The 23789-nt window shown below is 58.8% G+C and carries 21 protein-coding genes; 13 read left to right on the top strand and 8 right to left on the bottom strand.

Annotation, left to right across the window (positions count from 1 at the left end):
• Position 1: 1 nt before the first annotated feature.
• The 5 genes from CWM61_RS05915 to CWM61_RS05895 are packed head-to-tail and all read right to left on the bottom strand — an operon-like array spanning position 2 to position 6501.
• Positions 2-436 carry a globin gene (locus CWM61_RS05915; RefSeq protein ID WP_025714185.1) on the bottom strand — a complete coding sequence of 145 codons (435 nt, stop codon included), beginning with the start codon at positions 434-436 and terminating at the stop codon, positions 2-4.
• Positions 433-1827 carry a DUF3131 domain-containing protein gene (locus CWM61_RS05910; RefSeq protein ID WP_100630903.1) on the bottom strand — a complete coding sequence of 465 codons (1395 nt, stop codon included), beginning with the start codon at positions 1825-1827 and terminating at the stop codon, positions 433-435. The genes CWM61_RS05915 and CWM61_RS05910 overlap by 4 nt, the downstream gene beginning before the upstream one ends.
• On the bottom strand, positions 1812-3359 hold the full coding sequence (locus CWM61_RS05905; RefSeq protein WP_100630902.1) for a DUF3131 domain-containing protein: 1548 nt from the start codon (positions 3357-3359) through the stop codon (positions 1812-1814). Before CWM61_RS05905 ends, CWM61_RS05910 begins: the two co-directional genes overlap by 16 nt.
• Entirely contained in the window at positions 3356-4687 is a 1332-nt protein-coding gene (locus CWM61_RS05900; RefSeq protein WP_074386073.1) for a DUF3131 domain-containing protein, read from the bottom strand. Before CWM61_RS05900 ends, CWM61_RS05905 begins: the two co-directional genes overlap by 4 nt.
• A complete protein-coding gene (locus CWM61_RS05895; protein WP_100630901.1) occupies positions 4684-6501 on the bottom strand; it encodes a glycosyltransferase in 1818 nt (605 codons plus the stop codon). The genes CWM61_RS05900 and CWM61_RS05895 overlap by 4 nt, the downstream gene beginning before the upstream one ends.
• A gap of 276 nt (positions 6502-6777) precedes the next feature.
• Here CWM61_RS05895 and opgC point away from each other — a divergent pair, with 276 nt between their 5' ends.
• The 5 genes from opgC to CWM61_RS05870 are packed head-to-tail and all read left to right on the top strand — an operon-like array spanning position 6778 to position 10919.
• Positions 6778-7995, top strand: coding sequence for an OpgC domain-containing protein (opgC, locus tag CWM61_RS05890; protein WP_100630900.1), 1218 nt, complete (start codon positions 6778-6780; stop codon positions 7993-7995).
• A 10-nt stretch (positions 7996-8005) separates the two neighbouring features.
• The gene (locus CWM61_RS05885) at positions 8006-8905 is read left to right on the top strand and encodes a hypothetical protein (RefSeq protein ID WP_061154854.1); all 900 of its coding nucleotides are present in this window, start codon (positions 8006-8008) and stop codon (positions 8903-8905) included.
• Between the two features lie 8 nt (positions 8906-8913).
• Positions 8914-10128, top strand: coding sequence for a PP2C family protein-serine/threonine phosphatase (locus CWM61_RS05880; protein WP_074386070.1), 1215 nt, complete (start codon positions 8914-8916; stop codon positions 10126-10128).
• Complete coding sequence (locus CWM61_RS05875; RefSeq protein WP_074386069.1) at positions 10118-10456, top strand: STAS domain-containing protein; 339 nt, start codon at positions 10118-10120, stop codon at positions 10454-10456. The genes CWM61_RS05880 and CWM61_RS05875 overlap by 11 nt, the downstream gene beginning before the upstream one ends.
• Positions 10449-10919 carry an ATP-binding protein gene (locus CWM61_RS05870; RefSeq protein WP_074386068.1) on the top strand — a complete coding sequence of 157 codons (471 nt, stop codon included), beginning with the start codon at positions 10449-10451 and terminating at the stop codon, positions 10917-10919. The genes CWM61_RS05875 and CWM61_RS05870 overlap by 8 nt, the downstream gene beginning before the upstream one ends.
• A gap of 52 nt (positions 10920-10971) precedes the next feature.
• Here CWM61_RS05870 and CWM61_RS05865 read toward each other — a convergent pair whose 3' ends face one another.
• Both CWM61_RS05865 and CWM61_RS05860 read right to left on the bottom strand, forming a co-directional pair.
• A complete protein-coding gene (locus CWM61_RS05865) occupies positions 10972-11160 on the bottom strand; it encodes a cold-shock protein (protein ID WP_071839087.1) in 189 nt (62 codons plus the stop codon).
• A 302-nt stretch (positions 11161-11462) separates the two neighbouring features.
• The gene (locus CWM61_RS05860) at positions 11463-12377 is read right to left on the bottom strand and encodes a LysR family transcriptional regulator (RefSeq protein ID WP_074386067.1); all 915 of its coding nucleotides are present in this window, start codon (positions 12375-12377) and stop codon (positions 11463-11465) included.
• Positions 12378-12485: 108 nt separating this feature from the next.
• Between CWM61_RS05860 and CWM61_RS05855 the strand changes: the two genes are divergently transcribed.
• Positions 12486-13247, top strand: coding sequence for an SDR family NAD(P)-dependent oxidoreductase (locus tag CWM61_RS05855; protein WP_074386066.1), 762 nt, complete (start codon positions 12486-12488; stop codon positions 13245-13247).
• A gap of 156 nt (positions 13248-13403) precedes the next feature.
• On the opposite strand, the gene CWM61_RS05850 is transcribed toward CWM61_RS05855, so the two are convergent.
• Positions 13404-13970: a DJ-1/PfpI family protein gene (locus CWM61_RS05850; protein WP_074386212.1), complete on the bottom strand. Its 567-nt coding sequence runs from the start codon at positions 13968-13970 to the stop codon at positions 13404-13406.
• Between the two features lie 582 nt (positions 13971-14552).
• On the opposite strand from CWM61_RS05850, the gene tssB reads away from it, so the two are divergent.
• From tssB to tssH, 7 genes are all read left to right on the top strand, one after another.
• A complete protein-coding gene (gene tssB / locus CWM61_RS05845) occupies positions 14553-15044 on the top strand; it encodes a type VI secretion system contractile sheath small subunit (protein WP_074386065.1) in 492 nt (163 codons plus the stop codon).
• 42 nt (positions 15045-15086) lie between these two features.
• Positions 15087-16631 (top strand): type VI secretion system contractile sheath large subunit, encoded by a 1545-nt coding sequence (tssC, locus tag CWM61_RS05840; RefSeq protein WP_064159186.1) that lies wholly within the window; start codon positions 15087-15089, stop codon positions 16629-16631.
• 9 nt (positions 16632-16640) lie between these two features.
• Positions 16641-17984, top strand: coding sequence for a type VI secretion system baseplate subunit TssK (tssK, locus tag CWM61_RS05835; protein WP_165785248.1), 1344 nt, complete (start codon positions 16641-16643; stop codon positions 17982-17984).
• A complete protein-coding gene (gene tssL, locus CWM61_RS05830) occupies positions 17981-18670 on the top strand; it encodes a type VI secretion system protein TssL, short form (RefSeq protein ID WP_100630899.1) in 690 nt (229 codons plus the stop codon). Before tssK ends, tssL begins: the two co-directional genes overlap by 4 nt.
• On the top strand, positions 18667-20373 hold the full coding sequence (locus CWM61_RS05825) for an OmpA family protein (protein ID WP_100630898.1): 1707 nt from the start codon (positions 18667-18669) through the stop codon (positions 20371-20373). Before tssL ends, CWM61_RS05825 begins: the two co-directional genes overlap by 4 nt.
• Positions 20374-20377: 4 nt before the next feature.
• The gene (gene hcp / locus CWM61_RS05820; protein WP_023340018.1) at positions 20378-20869 is read left to right on the top strand and encodes a type VI secretion system effector Hcp; all 492 of its coding nucleotides are present in this window, start codon (positions 20378-20380) and stop codon (positions 20867-20869) included.
• 264 nt (positions 20870-21133) lie between these two features.
• Complete coding sequence (tssH, locus tag CWM61_RS05815; protein WP_100630897.1) at positions 21134-23788, top strand: type VI secretion system ATPase TssH; 2655 nt, start codon at positions 21134-21136, stop codon at positions 23786-23788.
• The last annotated feature ends 1 nt before the right edge of the window (position 23789 follow it).

The following is a 23789-nucleotide window of genomic DNA, read 5'->3' as shown; positions in this document are numbered from 1 at the left end:
ATTACTGACCTGCGGTCTGATAGTGGAGCTCCGCCTGGCGGCGTAGATACTCAAGGCCAGGGGCGATCGCCATCGCCCATGCAGTGAGGATCTCTTCATCGCACAGCGGATCGCTGGCGCGGACGGTTTTGAGCATGGCTTCCCGCCACAGTGCAAAAAAACGCGGCGGCAGGCGCAGGCCTTCCTCGCTCTGCTCGCGCGCCAGCCGTTCCAGAAAATCGGGTACGAAGAGATCACCGTTGACCGCCAGCATGGCGAAAAAGCTTTTAAAGATCATCTGCTGGCCTTCCTCGCCCGGGCGTCGTGAAAAGTGCTGCTCCGTCTCGGGAGACATATGGATAAAGGTGCTGTAGAAGGCCTGAAAAAAGCGCTTTTTATCGTGCTCCGGTACGACGCGATTCAGGCTGGCTTCAAAAAGATCGCGATAAAACTTCATGGTGCGTTCCTCATGACCCGTTCGCCCGGCAGGCAACGGCCGGGTGGATTAAATTCGTCCGTCGTGCGGTGGGCAAAATAGCTGTTGTCATCCGCGAGGCCGTTTTTGAACAACGGTCCGGCGTTGTGTTTGTAAAGCAGCGCCTCCAGCACCATGGCGTTGGTGGAGAGGGTGAGGGTGGTGTTGACGTCGCCGGTGGCCTCGACCCGCCCTTCAAACCAGCCGCGCTGTGGGTCGTTAAGATGGGCAGTGACCGCCATTAGCGCATCGGTATACTCGGCCTTCCATAGCGTCCACAGGACAAAGACCGCTTTGGTGGTCACCTGCGCCAGTCGGGGATAGTATTTCCCGTCGTCCCCGAGCGTATTCCAGGCGTAGCCATTCCCCCACACGGTGTCTTCCACGTGCCAGGGCGCCTGGCTAAGCGAAAAATCGGCCCGGGCGGTTAGCACTTTATCCTGTGTCCAGCGCGTTTTCTGGCTGAGCCATATCCCTTCCGCCCGTTCGCGCATGGCTTTTTGTACCTCTTCCGGCACGCCGGGCGGCTGCCAGCCGAACTCCAGTCCCGGTAGCATGGCGGGCAGAGTGGAGAGCACCACGGGTTGCCAGGTGGTGCGCGGGTCGCGGTCGTCAACGGCGAGGCGGCGCTGATACATAATCACATTGCGCGCCGGGGGAGAGAAGGCCTTGCCGACCGGGAATCCCCACAGGCGAAACGCGCTGGCGGCGTATTCACTGTCTCCCAGCCGAAGCTCCTCGCGGATCGTCTGCTGACCGTTCTGCAGTGAGGCGGACCACAGCTCTCCGTCTTTATCGATCACCGGGCAGAAGTTCCAGCGCAGGATAATTTTATCAATGTACTCGCCGTACTGCGGCGCACGTTCGGCGGTGAGCCGCAGGGCGAGCATGAGTCGCGCCATATCTTTCGCTGACCAGCCGCTGGCCGCCGGTTTGCCGCTAAAGTCGACAGGGGTCGCCGTCTGAGTGGCGTATAGCCTGCCCGGCGAACCGCCGTCGGTCAGCGTCAGGCGATTGAGGGTGCCAAGCAGGGGCGTCAGGCGGGCGTCGAATTCGGCTTCCTTTACCAGCCCCAGCTCTCTGGCGGCGAGGAGGGCGATAAGGGTATCGCCCATCTGCCACAGCGTCGCCCGCGGCTGTTTGTCGCTGCCGTTGACCAGGCCGGTTTGCGGCTGGGTATTGTTCTTGACATACTGCCAGGCGATCTGCGCCCACGTCCGCTCCTGCGGCGTCAGGCTGCTGATACGGGCGGTGGTGTGCCAGCCGCCTTTGGTCAGCCAGCGCCACCCCGCGCCTTCGCGACTGAACAGCGCCAGCGCGATAAGCAGCAGGACGACGGCGACAGCCAGCCAGCGAGCTAGGGTTTTAAGCATTGCGCGGTCACCGGCGGAAGTTTAACGGGCTCGTCAGCCTGGCAGGCGGCGCACTGGCAGGCCTGGCAGGCGGGTTTGGTGCGCTGCGTGGTCCCGGTCTGTTCGCACCATGTTTTGACGGCAGGAGTGTTGCTCAGGAACGGACGGTTGCGCGGGCTGTTATTCGGCTCAAAGAGATCCACCAGCTTTTTGTCCCACAGCGATGGGGCGAAATCGCGGTTTTTCGGATTGTCGCTGGAAAACTGCAGCAGTTTGCCCTCTTTTTTAAACAGCAGCGCTTCCAGCATGATGCCGTTATTATTGGCGGTGAATTCATTGATTGGGCCGTCGCCGTTTTCATACAGTCCCTCGTAATAGCCTTTTCCCGCTTCGTTCGCATTTTCAATGGCATCCAGCAGACGATCGGTATAGGGCGAGTTCCACAGCACCCACATCCCCATCGCCGCTTTGAGCGACACCGCGGCGCTGTTCGGTACGAACTGACCTTTGTCGGTTATCGTGTTCCAGTTAAAACCGTCGCTGAACACGGTGTCATAGACAAAGTACGGGGATTTATCGAGCTGATGCTCGGAGCGGGCAGTGAGGATCCCGGTGATGGCGTAGCGATTCTCCTGAGCCTGATAAACCCGGTCGGCGAAGTTTTTCATCCACGGATGGGAGTACTCGCGCGGGCTGTTGTTCCGGTCAGCAGGATTATCAAAGCCAAACTCCATGCCATACAGCACATAGGATTCACTGACCACATAGTTATGCTGGCTGGTTTGCCGCGGGTCGCGAGAATCATAAGGGACCATCACGCAGTAAATCTCCGCCAGCTCATACGGTTGAGGCCGGCTGGCCTGACAGGTGTTAAATCCCCATAGCTGAAAGCCCGCCGCGCCGTACTCCTCGTAGCCGAGGCGCCCTTCCTGAACGTATTTGGGCTGGCCGTTTTCCAGATACGCCCCGTACAGCGTGCCGCAGGGATCGACCACGTGGCTAAAATCCCACCCCAATACTACGTTATCGATGCTGTTGCTGTATTCCGGATAGCGCTCCTTGATCACCTTCAGCCAGATCAACATTCTGCCGATATCCAGCGCCGAATAGCCGATTTCACCCGGTTGGTTCTGGTAGTTCACCTTTTGTCCGCTAATGGTGTTATAGGCTTTGTTGGGCAGCTCATTACGGAATAAAACGAGCTTATTCAGCGTGGCGAGAAACTTCAGCATCCGACGGTCGAATTCCGCTTTGTCAATAATTCCCAGCTCACGGGCCGCGGTCATCGCGGCCAGATAGGAGGCACTGTCCCACATGGTGGTGGAGGGGTATTTATTAACCGCATTAACCAGTCCGGTCGTGGGTTGAAAGTTGGTGACGAAATATTGCCAGGCATTTTTGGCAATAGTCATCTCCCTTGGCGTCAGCTCCCCGCTGCGCGGGGCGTATTCCGCTGCCGGCAGCCCGGTTTCAGCCTGTACGGCAGAAAGTGAGAGCCACAGCGCCATGAGTCCGGCCAGCAGGGGGAAACGGGATAACAGTGTCAGCTTCATGGCGTTGCTCCTGCTGAGGACGTGAGTGGGGGGGCAGGGCTCAGGCAGGCCAGACACAGCATCTGCCCCCGGGAAATGTAGGCCAGGCTTTCGAGCACGATCGCGTTAGTATCGCCGTCAATAACGTCGTTGACGCTGCGGTTGAGATTTAACCCACGCTGCCAGCCCTTGCCCGGGACCTGCAGCGTCTGAACCTGCTGGCGCAGCGCCTCGCTCCAGCTATTACGGAACAGGGCGTACCAGGCAAAGGCGGTGCGGGTGGAGGTGATCGCCGTTTGCTCCGGGGCGGCGCTGCGTGGGGCGAAGGCGCTCGGCGGCTGCCGGTCGGCCAGCGCGCTGGCATAATCCGGGGCAGGCTCGGCGTAGTCGGTGCTGATCGGCGGCTTGCTGACCTTCAGGCTATGCCGCCGTTGTTGAATTTGCATAATACGCCAGGCGATCTCAGCGCTTTGCGCGTCGAAACCCAGCTCAAGCCCGGTTAACAAGTACGGCAGGCTGATCAGCGACGGCTGTCTCCCCCAGGGCGTGCGCAGCCCCTCGTCAGGCACCATGATGCCGTCGATATCGACCATCTGCTGCCCCTGGGGCGGATTGGTCACCGCCAGCCCCGCTGCGCTGTCGATCAGCCGTAATGTATGGCTGGCATAGAGTCGGTAGCCAAAGCTGTCCCGCGGTTCATCCGCCGCCAGCGCCCAGTGGTGCAGCGGCGCCGCGGCCTGGCTGGCGGGGCTGTTGCTGATGAGCGCGCCGACCTGCCACTGATTAAACAGATCTCGCACCGCATCCGCATGCTGAGGATAGCGCCAGAGCAGCGTTTGCAGGGCAGTGAGCAGGCGTCCCATACCGATGGCGGAGGCGTCCGGGTTGCCGAGGATCTGCAGCGTGTCGGCATGGTACTGGGCGGCGGGCAATCCCTGGTCGTTGAGCGGCAGTTGACCGAGTGTAAACAGGGCGGCGGCAATGCGCTCATCACCTTCGGCGACGGTCACAATATGCAGCTGCTGTGCGGCGACCACCGCGAAAAGATAGCTCCCGACGCTCCACAGGCTGAGCCAGGGTTCGCCATCGTGCGCGTTGGCCAGACCGTTTGGCTGGGTATTGTTGACATAATACTGCCAGGCCACCCGCGCCCAGATGGCCTCGTCAAAGGTCAGCGCGCGCGGGGCGGGCAGCGGCGGGAAATCCTGACTCAATATCAACCCGCCGCTGCTCTCGACGCGCGCAGGCATTTGCTTTTCCACCCACACGACAATCGCAAAGCCCAGCAGGAAGCCAATGAGGATGGTGAGATAGCTGCGGGCGGAAAGCAGGGCGTCGCGTATTCTCATTGGCTTGCCTCCTGCTCTTCGGGGGGCGTCCACATGGCGGCGAAGATCAGCGGCAGCATGGCGGCAATATTCACCGCGCCCCAGAAGATGTTGATGACATACCCTGAGGGGTCGTCAACCTGTCCGCGCGCCACCTGAATACCGCCCCATATCAGCCCCGCCAGGGTAAGCAAAACGATGGCAATTTGCGGCTTGACGAGATAGAGAAAGCGGCCCGTCTGTCGCTCTTTCGGCGTGACGTGAAATTTGATCTGCTCGCCGCGCAAAACGGTGTTCAGCGCCCGCAGGTTCATCGAGAAAAAGGAGAGGTAAGAGGCCCGGCCGTCCCAGGCCGAAATGCCCCAGGTACCGAACATAAAGGCCAGTTCGGAGACAATAAAAAAGGGTAAAAAGTGCAGATAGAAAGGGGTAGACCACGCCGACACCGGGGGAATGCCGGTGAAGAGATAGATAATGGGTGAAATCAGGAATACGGTATTCCACACGCAGGCCAGATAGGACCAGAAGGTGGTGGCGTACATCAGCGTTTGCGGCAGCGAGAGTTTAAAGCGGCGTCGGCTGAAGATGTTGTCATGGAACAGGATATCCAGCGATCCCGCGGCGTACTTAAAGCGCTGGATCATCCACGTCAGCATATCCTGTGGAGAGAGCATTTTTGATTCGATCCGCGGGTGCATTACCGAGCGCCAGCGACGCGCGGCGTCGCCGTGCAGCAGGATGGAGGTATAAATATCTTCCGAGACGTGAAACTTGTAGGGGGTGAGTTCGGTATCGAAGGCCACGTGGGGTCGCATGGCATCCTGTAGCGCTTCCCGCGTTGCGGGATCGCGAATGTCCCGCGTATGACGCGCGATCTCTGCCTCAACGCTCCAGACGTAGCTGCGCAGCGCCGCCTGCATTACTGCTTCGCGCCGGTGAACGGAGGCAGCGCCGCAGCAGAACGCGGCGTTAGCCCAGTTGCGGCGGCGTAAAATCACGTCGTAGAACATGCGCGGATCGTTGAAAAAGGGGTCGCGGCCGATGGTCACCGGACCGACGATTTTCTGCGCCAGCCAGCCCACCCCGTAGCCTGCGCTGCCTGCCTTACGCCGCAGCCAGCGCGCCAGGTTTTCGCCTTCTGGTAAATCGAAAAACCACTGCGGGGTTTGCACCCAGGCGACGTCCGGATCACGAAAATAGCCGAGCGTGTGACTGAGCAGAGTCGGGAAAACGCGGGTATCGGCGTCACAGATGATCAGAAAGTCGCCGTCGGTGTGTTCCAGCCCGTTGCGCAGGTTACCGGCTTTATAGCCGATATTGCTCTGACGGGTGATGTAGTTCGCCCCCTCCTGCTCGCAGACCGCCTTCATTTCCGGACGACGCCCGTCGTCAAGGACATGCACCTTATAGTCGAGCGGACCGGGATAGGTCATCTGCATAGCGTCACGAATCGACAGCCTGACCAGCTCCACATCTTCTGAATACGTGGCGATAAACAGATCGACTTTAATCGGCCTCGACTCCACTGCTTCATCCGCGCGCAAACAGTCGTTGATCTCCGTCGGCGGCGCGCTTTGCGGAGGATCTTTTTCCTGCCATAAATTAATGGTGAACAGGACGGTGCCAATCCACGCCAGGGTTTCCGCCAGCACCAGAGGGATCGCATACCACAGGGCGTCAGTGTTTAAGGACGCGGTCCAGCGCCAGTAAATATAATTGGCGCCAAGAACCAGGGCGGCCACAGCGAATACCTGCCAGATCATTCTCACCCAGTTCGGGGTGCTGAGCGGCTCAGGCGGTCGGCGATGTTCAAAACGGGAAAAATAAAAATCCATAGCAAGGATATCCTGATTCCGCGCTGAGTTTGAGTGACAGACCTGTTATCGACTGGGTGCATTCTGCAGGACGCATAAGGGCAGGTAAATAACAGTAAATTGAGTGTAGATGGTGGCGTAAAAATTTCCACAGCGTGAATTGACTGGCGCCTGGATGACTTAACATAGTGTGATGTCTGCAGGCGGAATTTATAAAAGGGGCATTGCAAGATAGCACATTCTACACTATCTAAATAATTTGTAATAAGTGTTGCAGGGTAGACGACAGGATCCCCCATGAGCCAGGCTGCTTCAGCGATTTTGCAAAAAGAAACTGATAAATCAATATCCTGGCGTTATTCCCTGGCCGGTGATCGTGACCTGCGTATCGACTTTATGCGTGGCATTGCCCTCGTTATGATGGTGGTGGCGCATACGGAAGTGATGTCGATATTTAATATTTTCAGCTGGGAACGTTTTGGTTTGACCACCGGCGCCGAGGGCTTTGTGATCCTGTCAGGTTTTATGTTAGGGATGCTAAATCGTGTCAGATTACAAAAAGCAGTATTACTGACGGTGGGCTGGGGACTTTATCTGCGCGCATGGAAAATATACTGGGTTAATATTATTATCATTGTCTCTTTTCTGTTGCTGGGATATTTTCCGTATATTAATGTCTTTGAAGTGACTCATTTTACCGACCGCTTTTCCGGTACCAGCTGGTCGCTCTACCCGCTCACCCCGCAAATAAAAGAAACGTGGTTTAACATTATCCTCTATCTGCAGATTGGCCCGCATCAGACGCAGATCCTCGGTCTCTATATTTTTCTGTTATTGCTCAGCCCGCTGTTTCTGGGAATGCTGCAAAAGGGTCACGTCTATCCATTACTGGGCGTCTCGCTGCTCATCTACGGCTGCTGGCAACGCTGGCCGATACGGGTGACGCTCTGCGAATTTGAATTCGCCTTTCCCCTGCTGGCCTGGCAATTTATCTTTGTGCTGGGGATGTGCTGCGGCTGGTACAAAGCGGAGTTGCTCTCTTTCGCCCGCACACCGCCCGGCAAAGTCGCCGTCGCGGCGCTGGTGTTCATCGCGCTTATCCTTGCGTTTGTCGCCCAGAACCATACCAATCCTTTTATGCCGCCCGCGCTGCTGATGCACGTGATCCCACCGGCGGAGTTTAACGCTTTTTACCATACCTGGGCGGCGAAAAACGGCCTGGGGCCGGTGCGGATCCTGAATGATATCAGTCTGATGGTAACCATTTATCTACTATTGAGCTGGTGCTGGCGGCCCCTTAACTGGCTGGCAGGCTGGTTCCTGATCCCGCTCGGTCAGCGTTCGCTCTACACCTTTATTTTGCATGTTTACGTCGTGCTCGCCGTAAGCCAGGTGGTCACCTTCGATCTGTGGCGCCAGGACTGGATAGTGAACACCCTGATCCACGCGACCGCGCTGGGCGTGCTGTGGCTGATGGCGAAATATCATGTCGCCGCACGCTGGATACCTAACTAAGGAAGGGCAAATGCGGGAGAAATATATGCTGGCCTGTGCGCTATGGTGCGCGGTCTCGGGTGCGGAAGGCGCAGACAAAAACGAGACTGAACCACTGCGCGACAAAAATGGTGAACCGGTGCAGGCCGGTGTGTTTACCAGCCGCTGGGGACGACTTTTTTCCGGTAATGATAAGGTTTTCTCTGGCGCGCTGAGCTTCAGTTCGGGCCTGAAAGAGCAGTGGATGACGATTCCCAACAGCTCCGACAGCGCGGAAAAGAAGAAAAAATATAACCAGACATTAAATCTTAGCCTGCAATATTCGCCTTACAGCTTCTGGTTCGCCAACGTGACATCGCGTCTACCGGTAACTGACACCAGCCGCTATACCGCCGATTTTCGCTATAGTTTTGGCTATGACGACTGGCATGCCAACACCGTCAGCCTGGTTTACAGTAACTATGGTGATAACCATTTCTGGACCTCAGGCAGCACGCGTCATACCTATTTTGAACAGGGAGCCATCACTTTGGCATATAAATTTTCCCTGCCGAAGAAAATGGAGAATGCGCTGCTGATCAATAAAGGCGATGCCATCATGTGCCAGGTGGGCTACAGCTGGGTCCCGCGTTATTACGATCTGGAGAGCGACGATATCCGCAAAAACAAAAACGTGCTGCTCGGGGGATGCGGATATACCTTTAAGCAACATTTCTTTATCCGTGCGACGGCGTTCTGGTACCCCGACAGCAGCCAACAGCAGCCGTGGAACGGTGACTACAGCTACAGCTTCGGCTACGCGGGCTATACGCCAGGGTCATTTTCAGTGCAGTACGCCAACTATGCCGGCACCCGCTATCCGGGCCATGACAGTGGCAGCGGCAAGTTTCGTGAAGGCACGGTCAGCCTTATCTGGTTCCTGCCGATTTAGGAGGCGCGATGTCGGTGCAGCACGTCCTGATTGTTGAAGATTCACTGGTTTATCGTCGGCTGTTGAGTCGAATGTTGACGCAGTGGGGTTATATCGTCAGCGAGGCGGAAAACGGCGTCGCTGCGCTGACGATCCTGGAGAACCAGCCCGTCAGCCTGGTGATTAGCGACTGGGAAATGCCGGAGATGAATGGCCTGACGCTGTGCCGGGAAGTGCGCCGCCGCCACTTTGGTCACTATGTTTATCTGATATTGCTCACTGCCCGCGAAAATCCAGGCGATCTGACGCTGGGGTTTGAGGCCGGTGCCGATGATTTTCTCAGTAAGCCGGTGGAGCAGAGTGAACTGCGGGCGCGACTGCACGCCGGGGCGCGGATCCTCTCCCTTGAAGCCGATCTCGCCGCGCGCAATACGCGGCTAAGCGAAGCACTGCATCAGATTGAACAAGATCTGGAGCTGGCGGCCCGCATCCAGCAGTCGGTTCTCCCGGCCCATCAGCTGCGCCATCAGGGCTTCTTCTCCGACTGGATATTCCTGCCGTCGGCCTGGGTGTCGGGGGATATTTTTAATGTTTTCACGCTGGGGGATCATCTCGGATTTTACTGTGTGGATGTCTCCGGCCACGGTGTGGGGGCGGCGATGATGTCGCTCGCCGTCGCCCGTCAGTTTCTGCATGGCAGAGCGGTTGAGCGTTTTCTTTTTACTGCAGACAACCAGCCGGCGTCACCAGCCGAGGTGGTGCAGATCCTGAATGGTCGTTTTTGTAGCGACGAGGCAGAGATCGTCAGCTATTTCACCCTGATCTATGGCGTCATCGACCTGGCAACCGGCGAGGGGAAACTGTGTCAGGCCGGGCATCCCACACCGTTTATCGTCACCGTGGACGGAGATGTGCGCACGGTCGGCAGCGGTGGGGCGCCGGTGGGGTTGATGTCCAATCTCACGTGGTCAGATGTTAGCTTCTCGCTGGCGGCGGGTGAGCGGCTGTGCTTGTTCAGCGACGGTATAACCGAATGTGAAACCCGTAACGGTGAACAGTTTGGCGAAGCGCGCCTGCAGCGCCGTTTGCAGGATGGCGTAACGCTTTCGCTACCCACGCTGCTGGCGCAGTTTGCCGAGCATCTTACTTGCTGGCGCAATGGTGATGACCGGGAGTCGCAGGCAATGGCTGATGATGTTTCACTCTTGATTATTGAACGTACAGGGGACAGTGATGAAAATTGAAACCGAACGGCAGGCCTCGGTGACGATCCTGACGCCGGCCGTGCGTCGGCTGGATGCTTCCGTCGCAGTAGCCTTTAAATCGGCAATCGCCCAGGAGATAGGCGAATCTCGCACCGATCTGATTGTTGATTTCAGCAAAATCGATTTTATCGACAGTAGCGGTCTGGGAACCCTGGTTTCTCTGATGAAGATGATGAACGGCAAAGGTGAGATGATGCTGTGCGCGCTGAATCCTGGCATCCGCAATATGTTCACGCTGACCCGTATGGATCGTATTTTCCGCATTTGCGAGGATCGTACCTCGGCACTTGCGCAGTTAAATGAGTGACGTGCCCGTGAACAACATCATGATGTTTCCTGCCGAACTCACCTCGCTTTCACCGCTGGCGGAGTGGCTTGCCCAGCGAATGGCGCCGCTGCCTGTTGCGGACGAGTGGCGCTTCGCGCTCGATCTCGCTGCCTGTGAAACGGCAACGAATATTATTCGCTATGCGCTGCATGAGGATCGGGAAAGTCGTTTTGGTGTGGAATTTAGGGTCGCGGACCGACGGGTGACGCTGCGCTTTACCGACGCGGGGGAAATCTTTCCCGCCGAGCGCCTGGCGCTGGCGCGTAGCGATGAGCGCTTCGATGTCGACCCGTTAGCGGAAAGTGGTAGAGGATTGCGACTTATTTTGCGCGCGGTGGACTATTTTAACGTTGAAATGAATGCAGGGAAGAATATCACCACCCTGATAAAAGCGTTGCCTGATCCCGGCGTTAATTATTCAACCGACAAAAACCGCGATTGAAAAAAAGACGTTATCCCCAGGCGGATAACGGGCACTCTTTTCCTGCGCATTCTTATTGTTGCGCGTGCGCGGTGGACAACGCACCCAGATGATGAGGGCGGATAGCATCAAATGTCATCATTGCCGATTTGCAGAAAATGCATTTCGCACCAAAGGGATTTTTTTCAGTCACGTCAAACTGGGACGTTCTGTACTGGGAGCCATGGCAGCATGGGCATCTAAAATGGATATGTTCGATCATAATGTAAACCTTGTATGGGTAATGTTCTGTTGAAAAGACAATGGTCGTTTTCAGGGAAATTAACGCGGCTGATTTTAGTTAGTGGTAAGCCGGGTATTGGGTCAGACGGAGGGCTTTATTAACGAGCCAGCAGGGGTCTGACAGAGCCTGTTTACAGAAAAAGCAAAATACTAACGGGACTGCTCAAAGGAAGGTGGTATCAGGGATAACGCCTGGAGATGAGAACTCGTACTCAGATAATAACTTTTCGTCTGGTAAATCGACACAACGATTAACGCACGTGCCGCGAATAATAGCAAATATTATTTTAGCCTTCCGGATGCCTGCTGTGTCAGGGGTGCCTTCATCAGCGCGGTAACCCAGTCGATAAACACCTGAACCCGGGCAGAGAGCTGCCGATTACTGGGATAGAGCAGGGAGAGCGGCAGCGGCGCAGGGCGAAAATCGGCCAGCACCTCAGTTAACGCGCCTGACGCCAGATCGACCTGAACGCGGGAAGAGGGGGCCTGATACAGGCCAAAGCCAAGCCTTGCCGCTTCGGCGCCGACGTCAGCATCGGAGGTCAGCAGCCGACAGGGCAAACTGACCTCCGTCTGCCTGCCATCCAGGGTAAAGCTCAGCGGCAGGGTCCGGTGGGTACGCGTTGAAACAAACCCGATCATCACGTGGCCTGTCAGTCCGTCGATGGTTTCCGGGGTACCATACCGGGCAAGGTAGGCCGGGCTGGCGCAGGTGATCTCCTGCAGCCTGGCGAGCGGCCGGCAAATCATCTCGCTGTCGGGGAGATGGCCGCCGCGAATAACGCAGTCGACCCCTTCGCGAACCAGATCGACGTCGCGTTCGCTTTCGCCGATCTGCAGCGTAATGGCGGGATAGCGGGCGAGAAACTGCGGCAGCGCGGGCAACAGCAGGGTTCGCGCCAGATTGCCCGCCACGTCCACGCGGATCATACCGGCAATGCTCCCCCCGGCGCTGCGGTTAGCCTCCTCAAGGGCCGCCAGAATGGACACGCAGCGCTGATAATACAGCGTGCCCTCTGCCGTGGGCTGCACGTGCCGGGTGGTGCGCTGCAGCAGTCGCGCCCCGAGGCTGGCCTCCAGCGCCTGAATCGCCGCGGTCGCCACCGGCCGGGAAAGACCGAGGTCCGCGGCGGCGGCGCTGAATGAGCCGCGTTCGACGATGCGCACGAACAGGGTCAGGGTATCCAGTTTATCCATGACATTGTTCCAGCTGGCAAAACAATCCTGTCGCGCAACGCGGTCTTATCGTCGGCATGCAGAAGCCTATAATCGCTCATGTTTTCAGCAGAGATAAAAGGGGGAAACATGAACAATAGCGCAAAAATTGCCCTGGTGACAGGCGGCAGTCGCGGCCTGGGGCGCGCGACCGTTGAAGCGCTGGCTCAGCGCGGCGTGAACGTGGTATTGACCTACAAAACGCGTCTTGCCGAGGCGAACGAGGTGGTCGCGCGGGTTACAGACTTGGGCGCGCGGGCGATCGCGCTGCCCTTCAGCGCCGGCGACATCGACACCTTTGACGCGTTTGTTAGCGCCTTTCAGGGCGCGCTGGCGGAGCTGGGTGCCGATAAATTTGATTATCTGGTCAATAACGCCGGCAACGCCAGCGGTATGGGTTTTCTTAACGCCACGGAAGCGGAATTCGATGCGCTGTATCGTATCCACGTGAAGGGCGTTTTTTTCCTCAGCCAAAAACTATTGCCGCTGATGGCAGATGGCGGACGGATAGTGAATGTCTCGTCCGGGCTAACCCGTATCGTGATGGCGAACCGGGCGCCCTATGCGATCATGAAGTCCGCGGTGGAAACCCTGACCCGCTATATGGCGTTTGAGCTGGGCAGTCGCGGAATTACGGTGAACTGCGTGGCGCCCGGCGCCATCGCCACCGATTTCAGCGGCGGGGCGGTGCGGGATAACCCGCAGGTCGCCCAGGCTGTCGCCGGGATGACGGCGCTGGGGCGGCCTGGTCTGCCAGAGGATATCGGGCCGATGATCGCCTCGCTGCTATCTGACGATCATCGCTGGGTGAATGCCCAGCGAATTGAAGTTTCCGGGGGAATGCGGATCTAAATCGCGGGATATTGCCCGGTCAATGTCATGCGGAGTTGAGTCAGGTTAAGCTGCTGCGGGAACGGCTGATCAAACACCGCCGTGCCGGTGGGCAGGAGAGCACCAGCGCGGCGATGGACAATTCCCTTCGTCAGAACACGCTTTCTCTACAGGCCGTTATTCCGCCAGCAGAGCGGCGAATTTCGCCAGCCACTGCGGGTGGGCCGGCCACGCGGGGGCGGTAACAAGATTGCCGTCCACATGCGCCTGGTCGATACCAATATCCGCATAGTGCCCACCGCTCAGGCGCACTTCCGGAGCGCAGGCGGGATAGGCGCTGCAGGTGCGGCCCTGCAGAATACCGGCGGCGGCCAGCAGCTGCGGGCCGTGGCAGACGGCGGCGATAGGTTTACGCGCGGCGTCGAATGCCTGTACCAGTTTAATAACCTCCTCGTTCAGGCGCAGATACTCTGGCGCCCGGCCGCCGGGGATCACGAGCGCGTCGTAGTCCTCGGCCTTCACTGCGGCAAAGTCGGCGTTCAGGGTGAAGCGGTGCCCCGGTTTTTCGCTATAGGTCTGGGCGCCGTCAAAGTCATGGATTGCGGTCATGACATAGTCGCCAGCGGCTTTATCCGGGCAGACGGCATCGACCTGGTGGCCAATCATCTGCAGTGCCTGGAAAGGGACCATCGTTTCGTAATCTTCGGCATAATCGCCGACCAGCATCAGAATCTTCTTGCTCATCATTTTTACTCGTTGTGGGAGAAAGGTGTCTTAGATATAGCCTGGCGATCCGCAGAATGCGACCCCCTCAGGATGCCGAAGACGGTGGCGTGCGTATCTTGTTATCGGGGTCATGTTTTTCTGGCAATGACAACTTTTTCCGGCATCGCCGCCCTGCGGTCAGTCACCCGGAAAAATATCCTTTTCAGCTACAGACGGCTGTCTGCGGTGGAAAATATCGCGGGTTCCGCAAACCATTCCTCGTCACGTCTGGTGCATGCAGATCGGTAAGTCATAATTTTTACCCGCCAGCAGGGGTTAATTGCGTTGATATCTGGATGATTTTATCCCAGGTGATGCTTTCGCTATGTTTATTATTTTATTTTAATTTTGCGCGGAATTTATTGTGATTATTGTTTGCGGGTTTTGCATTGACTTATTAAATATTCACGTTGAGTGTCGAGGGAAATAAATTCATTCACCTTGTGAGTATGTTTAATCAATCTTCTTGTTAAGTTGATCGATAATCTATTTTTGCTTTATCATCCTCAGGTTTTTTACCGTCAATTCTTCAACAATTATTCCTCAAGGAAAGGAACTACTATGGCTGATACGTTCCAGAATGAAGTCCCCAGGGCGCGCATTAATCTCAAATTATCTCTTCATACCGGCGGCGCGCAAAAGAAGGTCGAACTGCCGCTGAAGCTGCTTACCATTGGCGATTTTAGTCATGGTAAGGAAAGCCGGCCTTTATCAGAAAGAGAAAAAATCAACGTCAATAAAAATAACTTTAACAGTGTACTTTCGGAATTTAGCCCGGAGGTGAATCTCTCGGTGCCAAATACGTTGGCCGGCAACGGCGAAGAGGAGAATGTCAGACTGCGTTTTACCGACATCAAAGATTTTGAACCGGAGCAGGTTGCCCGGCAAATTCCGCAACTCCGCGCCATGCTGGCGATGCGTAATTTATTACGCGATCTCAAATCCAATCTGCTTGATAACGCCACTTTCAGAAAAGAGCTTGAGGCAATCCTGAAAGATCCGGCGCTGTCCCAGGAATTACGTGACGAAATGAGTGCACTTGCCCCGAAATAATTTCGAGGCAAGTCTGTTAATGGATTAACCGGGAAAATGCTAATGTCTGTTACCACAGAAAATGCTCCTGTTCAGGGGCAAACCACGCTGCAGGAAAATAGGGCGGGCGAGGGCGTTTACGCCTCGCTGTTTGAGAAAATTAATCTCGCCCCGGCGTCTCGCCTCGGGGATATCAACGACTTTCTGGACGATGCCGCGCTCTCCGAGGCGCCGGCGGCAGAACGTCTCACCGCGGCGATGCAGGTGTTTATGGAGCGCATCCGACAGTCCGGCCAGCGGGTGGAAAAGCTCGACAAAACGCTGATTGATCACCATATCGCCGAACTGGATTTCCAGATAAGCCGCCAGCTGGACGCGGTGATGCACCACCAGGAGTTTCAGCAGGTCGAATCCCTGTGGCGCGGCCTCAAACAGCTGGTGGACAACACCGACTATCGCCAGAACGTCAAAACGGAGATCCTGGACGTCGCCAAAGATGATCTGCGCCAGGACTTTGAGGACGCGCCGGAGCTTATCCAGAGCGGACTCTACTGGCACACCTATACCGCGGAGTATGACACTCCCGGCGGCGAGCCGATCGGCTCGGTGATCTCGGCTTATGAGTTCGATGCCAGCCCGCAGGATGTGGCGCTGCTGCGCAATATCTCCCGCGTCTCTGCTGCCGCCCATATGCCGTTTATCGGCGCCGTCGGTCCGGCCTTTTTCCTGAAAGAGACCATGGAAGAGGTGGCTGCTATTAAGGATATCGGCAACTACTTTGATCGCGCGGAATATATTCGCTGGAAATCATTTCGTGAAACCGACGATGCCCGCTATATCGGCCTGGTGATGCCGCGCGTGCTGGGCCGTCTGCCGTACGGTCCGGATACCGTGCCGGTGCGCAGCTTCAACTATGTCGAGCAGGTGAAGGGCCCGGACCACGAAAAGTATCTGTGGACCAGCGCGGCGTTTTCCTTCGCTTCCAATATGGTGAAGAGCTTTGTCAATAACGGCTGGTGCGTGCAGATCCGCGGTCCGCAGGCCGGTGGTGCGGTGAAAGATCTGCCCATCCACCTGTACGATCTGGGCACCGGCAACCAGGTGAAGATCCCTTCCGAGGTGATGATCCCGGAAACGCGGGAGTTTGAGTTCGCCAGCCTGGGCTTTATTCCGCTGTCGTACTACAAAAATCGCGATTATGCCTGCTTCTTCTCGGCCAACTCCGCGCAGAAACCGGCGCTGTACGATACCGCCGACGCCACCGCCAACAGCCGCATCAACGCGCGTCTGCCTTACATCTTCCTGCTCTCGCGCATCGCGCACTACCTGAAGATGATCCAGCGCGAGAATATCGGCACCACCAAGGACCGGCGACTGCTGGAGCTGGAGCTGAACACCTGGGTGCGGAGCCTGGTGACCGAAATGACCGACCCTGGCGACGAGCTGCAGGCCTCCCATCCGCTGCGCGATGCCAGCGTGGTGGTGGAAGATATTGAGGATAACCCGGGCTTCTTCCGCGTGAAGCTGTACGCGGTGCCGCACTTCCAGGTCGAGGGGATGGACGTCAATCTGTCGCTGGTCAGCCAGATGCCGAAGGCGAAGGCGTAGGTCCGGACGATGATGAAAACGGAACGTCCGTTGTGGGGTCGGGGCATTATGGTGTCGCCCCAGCATTTTCAACAGCAGGCTGCGTATGCAGCCTGGACTGCGGAAATGATTGCCCGGATGGGGCTTAACCACCCCTGGGGAGTGGTTCAGGTTACCTTCGAACCAGAGATGCTCAAACTGGGCCGCCTGCAGGTTCACAGGCTGCAGGTCCGGTTCCAGGATGGCACGATGATTGATACGGACAATGCCGATGCGCTGCCGTCCGCGCTGTCACTGGACAGGGTGGACGGCGAGGCGGTGATCGTGCTGGCGCTGCCCCTGATGCAGGCGAATGGCGGCAACTGTCTGAAGCCGGAGGAGGTGGCCGAAAGGCCGGTGCGCTTCCGGCAGCGCTGGCGTGATGTCCGCAACCAGTTCGGGGATGATACCCGGCAGATTGCCGTCATGCAGCCGGAGCTGACCCTCCGCTTCGCCCATCAGGACAACAGCGATTACCTGACCTGTCCGCTTGCTCGCCTGCAGCGGGACTCGCAGGGGGCCTGGCTTATCGACGAGACGTTTCTCCCGCCGCTGCTGCAGATCCAGGGCAGCCGCTGGCTGGCGACGCAGCTTGAACAGCTGCTTACTCAGCTTCGGGCTCGTCTGACGCGCCTGATGGCTATGCGTCGCGAGAGCAATGAACGGATGGCTGATTTTGCCGTGGCCGATGTCTCTCTGTTCTGGTTGCTGAATGCGCTGAACAGCGCCGAGCCGGTGCTGGGGTACTTTCTGCGTGACCAACAGAGTCCGCCGGAACGCCTCTATCCGGAGCTGGCGCGCCTGGCTGGCAGCCTGCTGACCTTTTCGCTTACCCATCAGGCGAATACCGTCCCGATCTATCAACATGACCAGCTGAACGCGGTTTTTCCGCCGCTGTTTGATTTACTGAGCGACCTGCTGGAGGCGAGCCTGCCGTCGCGGGTGGTGGCGATTGCGCTGGAGCATGATGCCCGGCTGCACTTCTGGCAGGCGCGCCTGCACGATGCCCGGCTGCGGGAAGGGGCTGATTACTATCTGTCGGTTCGTTCGTCGGTACCGGTCGCCCGGCTGCAGGAGCAGTTTCCGCGACAGTGCAAAGTGGGCAGTCCGGATCATGTCAAAGCCATCGTCAACTCCTCGCGGACAGGGGTGCCCCTGACGCCATTGCGTCATGTGCCGGCGGCGATCCCGCTGCGTCTGGAAAATCAGTATTTCAGCCTCGATGTGTCCCACCCTCTGGCGACGGAAATGCTGCAGAGCGGCACCTGTATGTTTTACGTCCCGGGGATGCTCGGTGAGCCTGAACTTGAACTTTTTGCGGTACTACGAACGTGAATGAGCCTAAACGCGGCAACGCCGCGTCCATTGATATTGATGCGCTGCTGCAGAACACCTGGCTGCAGGTTATCAGCCTGCGCCACGGCCCGCAGTTCCGCGATGAGGAAGGGTACACGCTATGGCAGCGCTGTATTGCTGATGTCGAGCGCGTGCAACATGAGCTGAAGGCGAGCGGGCTTGATGACGCCAGCTGTCAGCATATTCTCACCGCCCAGTGCGCGCTGCTCGATGAAGCCGTGAAAGGGCGCGGGGTGGAGGATGAGGCCTGCCTGCAGTGGTATGACATTCCGCTGCAGGGGCACTTCCTCGGCACCATGGATGCCGGTGATACGCTGTGCGATCGGATGCGTGATGTGCTGCGTGAACCGGCGCCCGACCTGGCCGTGGTCACCTGTTTTCAGCGGGTGATGCTGCTAGGTTTTGTTGGCAGCTTTCGCTCCCTCAACGATCCCGAGCGCCTGAAGCTGATCAACGCGCTCAGTGAGCATGTCCCACCTTTTCAGTGCCCGTCAGCCGCTCCCGTACTGGTAGAGAGTCGGGCCGGACTGGGGATAAGCGGCTGGCTGGCCTCCTGGCCGGTACGTATTGGCCTGAGCGTGATGGTGGTACTCGTCCTGTGGTGGGGGCTGAACCACTGGCTCGATCACCTGCTGCTGACGCTGTTACCGGGGGAGGTGAAATGAGCCCCGCGCAGCAGCGTGGGCTGGCGCTGTGGGCCAGTCTGCTGAGTGCGCTGGTGTGCCTGCTATTTTTGCCGGTTCCCCGCTGGGGGGCGTGGCTCATTCTGCTGGTCACGCTGGCCCTGATCATCGGGATCTGGCGCATCGCCAGTCGTCGTTCCGGGCGTAACGTTACGTCAAGCCTGGACGATCTCCCGGCGGCCGCTTATCGCCAGCCGGTGGTCCTCGTTTGCGGCGATCTGCCGTGTGTCTGGTCGCAAAAGTCTCCGGTGCGGGTCGTCAAACAGGGCTGCTGGATCCGCGTGGAAAAGACGGAGGAGCTGCAGCAGGTCGCGCGTCAGATATTGAGCCAGCGGCCGGAATGGGGGCCTCAGCTGTCGGTGCTGCTCTGCGTCTGCCCGCAGCGGCACGCACAAAGCGATGCGCTGACCAGCGCTCTGCTGGCCCTGCGCTGGCAACTCAGCCAGCTGCGCCAGCAGACGGGGTATGCTGTACCGCTGGCGCTGCAGGGGCAGGTGGGCAGCACGATGAGTCGCGACCTGCTCTGGCAGGCGGCGATGCCGGGTGAGGCGGTGAAAGTCTGGCAGCCCTCCTGCGCCCCCTGTTCCGTACCGGCCTGGGTAAGCGCCGGCGGGGCGGCCGCGCTGGAGCAGCAGGTGCTGATGAACAGCCTGATGGGCTGGTTTGAACAGCACGTCCATGCCGTGTTGACGGAAGAGAATACCGACCTGCCACCTCTGACCCCAGCGGCCGTGCTGTGGGGCCTCGGGCCCTCGCTGCCTGGCAGTCTGGCGTCGTCGGCCTGGACGACGTGGTTATCCCGACATAGCGGCCTGTCGCGGGTAGCTGGCTGGCAGCCTGGCGAGAGTGACACCGAAGACGCTTCAGCATTGCCGGAATTCATCCTGCCGCAGTTACCGGCGGGACGGGGACTCACGCCACGAGGCAGGGCCTGGCGCGCGGCGCTCGCGATTTTCACCCTTGCGGCTGTCGCCGCGCTGCTCAGCAGTGGCTGGAACAATCGACTGCTGCTGCAGCGCGTGGGCGTCGATATTGCCCGTTATGAGCGGATTGCGATGGATGATTATCGGCCAAAAGCCAGCGCTGTCAGGGTGCTGCGTGAAGATGCCGCGCTGCTGGATAGCTGGGCGCGTAACGGTGTCCCGCTGCGCCTGAGTCTGGGCTTGTATCGCGGGGAGCGGATTCGCCTGCCGCTGCTGGAGGCGATTCGCGGTTACGTGCCGCCGCCACCGCCGCCCAGGCCGGTGCAGCGCGTCGCGCCGAACGTCATCCGCCTTGACAGCATGTCGCTGTTCGATACCGGGAAATGGGTACTGAAGCCCGGTTCGACAAAGCGGCTGGTCAACTCGCTGGTGGACATTAAGGCCAGGCCCGGGTGGCTGATCGTGGTGGCGGGCCACACCGACAGCGTGGGTGAGGAAAAAGCCAACCAGCTGTTGTCGCTGAAACGCGCGGAATCGGTCCGCGACTGGATGCGCGATACCGGCGACGTGCCGAACAGCTGCTTTGCCGTTCAGGGCTATGGCGAAAGCCGACCAATTGCAACAAACGATACGCCGGAAGGCCGTGCGCTGAACCGCCGTGTCGAAATCAGTCTGGTGCCGCAGGTAGACGCCTGCCGGTTACCGGACCAACCCTCTGCGTCATCCCAGGATGATGGCGCTTCACTACACAATGGAGAGTAATTCCATGGCAATTCCTGTTTATCTTTGGCTGAAAGACGATGGCGGCGCGGACATTAAAGGGTCTGTCGACGTTCAGGATCGTGAAGGCAGTATCGAAGTGGTGGCCCAGGAGCATAACCTGTACATCCCGACCGATAACAACACCGGCAAACTGACCGGCACGCGTATTCATACGCCGTTCCTGTTCACCAAGGAGATCGACTCCTCCAGCCCCTACCTGTACAAGGCGGTGACCACCGGTCAGACCCTGAAGTCCGCCGAGTTTAAGTGGTACAGAATCAACGATGCCGGCCAGGAAGTGGAGTATTTCAATACCAAACTTGAGAACGTCAAGGTGGTGAAAGTGAATCCCCTGATGCACGACATCAAAGACCCCGCCTACGAGAAGCACAACCATCTGGAACAGATTGAGCTGCGCTACGAGAAGATCACCTGGACCTATAAAGACGGCAACATCATTCACTCCGATAGCTGGAACGAACGCGCCACCGCGTAATTGCCCGTCATATTTCGCGCCGCTGGCGCGCAGGCGACGTTCGCTCACCCCGGCCGCATTGTTATCTCTGCGACCGGGGTTTATTGCGGACTATCGCCTGATGCGGGCAGCGTTTCTCTGCCCGCCGTTTTTTGCTGAGTGCCTGAGATGCGGGTTCTCAGCAAAGAAAAACACAATCTGTCTGCCTGACCTTGTGCGCTTGGGGTTCCTGTTCGGGAACAGCGACGGGCGGTAGCGTGTTCGGAACCAATAAGAGAGGATCTCATGGAAAATCCAGCCAGCCTGTTACGCCGTCTTAATCCCTGCTGTGCCCGCGCAATGGAGGGGGCGGCCTCCCTGTGCCAGACCCGGGCGCATGCCGAGATCCTGCCCGAGCACTGGCTGCTCAAGCTGCTGGAACAGGGGGAAGGCGATCTGACGGTGCTGGCGCGGCGCTATGAATGGGATATGGATGCGCTGTGGCAGGATCTGCTGAGCTGGCTGGATAAACAGCCGCGCTCGGTACGTCATCGTCCCCAGCTCTCTGATCCTATCCTGAGGCTGATGCAGGAGGCCTGGCTGATTGCCTCGCTCAGCGGCGAAGCGCAGATCCGCAGTGTTCACCTGCTGATGGCGCTGGTTGAAAAACAGAATCTGATCCAGTGCGATGGGCTGTGGCCGCTGTTAACGCTGGGCCAGAGCCAGCTGGATCGCCTGCGCCCCTTACTGGATGCCCAGTCCGACGAACGTCCGCCAGCGCTGCAGGAAGCGGCGCTGGCGCAGCGCCATGGCGGGGATGTGGAATTTGTGGGGCGTCCTGCGGGCAGCGAACTGAATGCTGATGGGCTCAACCCGGCGCTGCAGAATGCGCTGGACAAATTCACGCTCGACGTCACCGCCAAAGCCAGAGACGGCCAGATTGACCCGGTGTTCGGACGTGACACGGAAATCCGCCAGATGGTGGACATTCTCTCCCGTCGGCGTAAAAACAACCCGATCCTCGTCGGCGAGCCGGGTGTGGGCAAGACCGCGCTGGTGGAAGGCCTGGCGCTGCGCATTGCCGAAGGCAACGTCCCCGACGCGCTGAAGCCAGTGTCGGTGCGCACCCTCGACCTCGGTCTGCTGCAGGCCGGCGCCGGGGTCAAAGGCGAGTTTGAGCAGCGGCTGAAAAATATCATTGAGGCGGTGCAGCAGTCGCCTTCGCCAGTGCTGCTGTTTATCGACGAGGCGCACACGATCATCGGCGCGGGTAATCAGGCGGGCGGCGCGGATGCCGCCAACCTGCTGAAGCCGGCGCTGGCCCGGGGCGAGCTGCGGACCATCGCCGCCACCACCTGGAGTGAATACAAGCAGTACTTCGAGCGCGACGCCGCGCTGGAGCGCCGCTTTCAGATGGTCAAGGTGGATGAGCCGGACGACGACACCGCCTGCCTGATGCTGCGCGGCCTGAAGCCCCGCTATGCCCACCACCACGGGGTGCATATCACGGATGATGCGGTGCGCGCCGCCGTGACGTTGTCACGACGCTACCTCACCGGCCGCCAGCTGCCGGACAAAGCGGTGGATTTACTCGACACCGCTTCCGCCCGCCTGCGCATGAGTCTTGATACCGTGCCTGAGCCGCTGACTCGCATGAAGGCGCAGCTCACCGCGCTGGCGATGGAGAAGCAGGCGCTGCTGGAAGATATTGCGCTGGGCAACAGCGCCCACGGCGAACGGCTGGCGGCCATTGAGCAGGAGGAGATCCGCCTTATTCTGGCGCTGGATACCCTCGAAACTCAGTATGGTCAGGAGCTGCAGCTGACGGAGGCGCTGCGGGCCTGTCGTCGCGATATCTCCCGCCAGGCGGAAATCAGCGATCTACAAACCGCGCTTATTGCTGTCCAGCAGGGCAATCCGCTGCTCGGGCTGGACGTCGACGTCCGCACCGTGGCGACGGTGATTGCCGACTGGACCGGCGTGCCGCTTTCCTCGCTAATGAAAGATGAGCAGACGGAGCTGCTGAGTCTGGAAGAGAGTCTCGGCAAACGGGTGGTTGGCCAGGAGGCGGCCCTGAGCGCTATTGCCCGGCGCCTGCGCGCCGCGAAAACCGGCCTGACGCCGGAGAACGGTCCGCAGGGGGTGTTCCTGCTGGTCGGGCCGAGCGGCACCGGCAAAACGGAAACGGCGCTCGCCCTGGCCGATGCGCTGTTCGGCGGCGAGAAAGCGCTGATCACCATCAATCTCTCCGAGTACCAGGAGCCGCACACCGTCAGCCAGCTGAAGGGTTCTCCGCCGGGCTACGTCGGCTACGGCCAGGGCGGGATCCTGACCGAGGCGGTGCGCAAACGCCCCTACAGCGTGGTGCTGCTCGATGAGGTGGAGAAGGCCCATCGCGATGTGATGAACCTGTTCTATCAGGTCTTCGACCGGGGGGTGATGCGCGACGGCGAGGGGCGTGAAATTGACTTTCGCAACACCGTGATCCTGATGACCGCCAACCTCGGTAGCGACCTCCTGATGCAGTTGCTGGATGAACAGCCGGAGGCCAGCGAATCAGACCTGCACGAGCTGCTGCGCCCGGTGCTGCGCGGCCACTTCCAGCCGGCGCTGCTGGCCCGCTTCCAGACGGTGATTTACCGTCCGCTGCCGGCGGCAGCGCTGCGCGCCATTGTCGGGATGAAGCTCGGGCAGGTGAGCCAGCGTCTGGCTTGCCATTACGGAATCACCACCACCCTCAGCGAGAGCCTGTTCGACGCGCTGACCGAGGCCTGCCTGCTGCCGGACACCGGCGCCCGCAACGTCGACAGCCTGCTGAATCAGCAGATCCTGCCGGCGCTGAGTCAGCAGCTATTGAGCCATATGGCGGCGGGGCAGAAACCGCGCCAGGTGACGCTGGGGTATCACGAAGAGGAAGGCGTCGTGATGGCGTTTGACGAGGGGGCAATCGCCGATGAGTAGC

It is taken from the genome of Klebsiella sp. K-Nf6 (genome assembly GCF_002806655.1).
Taxonomy (GTDB): Bacteria; Pseudomonadota; Gammaproteobacteria; order Enterobacterales; family Enterobacteriaceae; genus Klebsiella; species Klebsiella variicola.
This window is presented reverse-complemented; position numbering and strand designations above follow the sequence as displayed.